A 1792-nucleotide genomic window follows, 5' to 3' on the forward strand; every position below is an offset into this window, starting at 1 on the left:
TTAATACCTTAAAACTTTAAGGAAGTTACTATTATTACCACTAAAACGATAATTTGTTCAATTGGAGTAACATTTAGTGATGCGCCATTTAACGCGTTTGGTCATTACTTCCCATAAATAACCGTCATAAAAAAAGCCAGCAAGAAAGTCGCTGGCTTTTTACTATTACTTTAGCGTGTAAAAAATTAACGTTTGTCAGCCACAATCTTAGGGGTTACAAAAATTAACAGTTCTTGACGCTCATTTGTGTCGGTTGAATTTCTAAATAAGAAACCAACTAATGGAATATCACCCAGTACCGGAACTTTGCTTACTCGGCTAATGAGATTTTGTTGGTAAATACCACCTAACACAATTGTTTCGCCATTATCGACTAGTACCTGAGTACCAATACGCTGAGTATCAATAGCAACCGCTTCACCCGTTGCTGTAGCAACAGTTGTTCCCTGAGAATCTTGGGTTATTTCAAGATCTAGGATCACCCTATCATCCGGAGTGATTTGCGGAGTTACACGTAGCGATAACACGGCCTTCTTAAAGGTTACTGTTGTAGCACCGCTAGATGCAGACTCTACGTAAGGGATTTCAACACCCTGTTCAATGTATGCCGACTTCTGGTTAGATGTGGTAATACGTGGGCTGGCAATGATCTCACCTTTGTTTTCTTGCTCTAATGCACTTAACTCTAAATCGAGTACTGTACCGTCTGCCAATTTAGCCACATGGAAAGCGATACTGGTCGCTGAACTTGCTGCTGCCGGTAAATTAACATTGAGGCGATCATCGATGCTTGGAATAGTACCGTTAGCAATACTCGTTGCTCCTCCAATGGTGCCAGATGTGCCTTTAGAACCTTGTTGATCAGTTATGCCCCAACGAATACCGAGATCTTCAGATACATCGTCTTTCACTGTCACCATACGCGCTTCAATTAGTACTTGTTTAATAGGAATGTCTAATACTTCTATTAAGCGGTGTACATTTTCTAAAATCTCAGCGGTATCTTTTACCAGTAACGTATTTGTACGCTCATCAACAGCGACACTGCCGCGAGATGATAATAACGTTGAATCCGTAGTTTTAAGTAACTCGGCAATATCTATAGCTTTAGCATAGTTTATTTGTAAATATTCAGAATAGAGCGGTGCTAATTCTTTTACTTCTTGGCGATTTTTCAGGTCATTGCTTTCGCGAATGGCAAGTTCTTCACTCGGTGCCACCATTAACATATTACCTTCAATACGCTTGTCGAGACCTTTAGTTTGCAAGATAAGATCTAAAGCTTGATCCCAAGGCACATCATCTAAACGTAAGGTAATCTCACCTTCAACAGTATCGCTCGTCACCAGGTTAAAGTTGTTATAATCAGCAATAATTTGCAACACAGTACGAACTGAAATGTTTTGGAAGTTTAGTGACAATGAACGGCCATTATATTTTTTAGCCTCTTTAGCTACAGAGACACGCTCAACTTTATCTACGCTAACTTTAAACACATTGCCATCTTGGCGATAGTTATAGTCATAGTTGCCGTCAACATCAACCAAAATACGGGCAGTTAAATCATCTTTAAAAGTTTCAAAACTATTCACTGGTGTAGCAAAGTCTTGTACGTCCATAACGTAAAGTAAGTCATTACCAATATCGGTGTTATAGAGTTTTATCTCAAGCTTTGAACCAACTTGTTCCACATTCGCTGCTACAGAACGATTGCTAAGATTAAATAATATTTCTCCACCACCGGTTTTATTGCGGCGAAAATCAATACTGCTAATACCATTAACAAATGGAT

At 39.1% G+C, this 1792-nt stretch carries 1 protein-coding gene; it reads right to left on the reverse strand.

Going from position 1 to position 1792, the window contains the following annotated elements; genetic code table 11:
• Nucleotides 1-185 precede the first annotated feature (185 nt).
• A partial coding sequence (locus CXF78_RS16300; RefSeq protein WP_102037368.1) for a type IV pilus secretin PilQ occupies nucleotides 186-1792 on the reverse strand: 1607 nt, incomplete at its 5' end.

This window comes from Shewanella sp. 11B5 (assembly GCF_002836795.1).
Taxonomy (GTDB): domain Bacteria; phylum Pseudomonadota; class Gammaproteobacteria; order Enterobacterales; family Shewanellaceae; genus Shewanella; species Shewanella frigidimarina.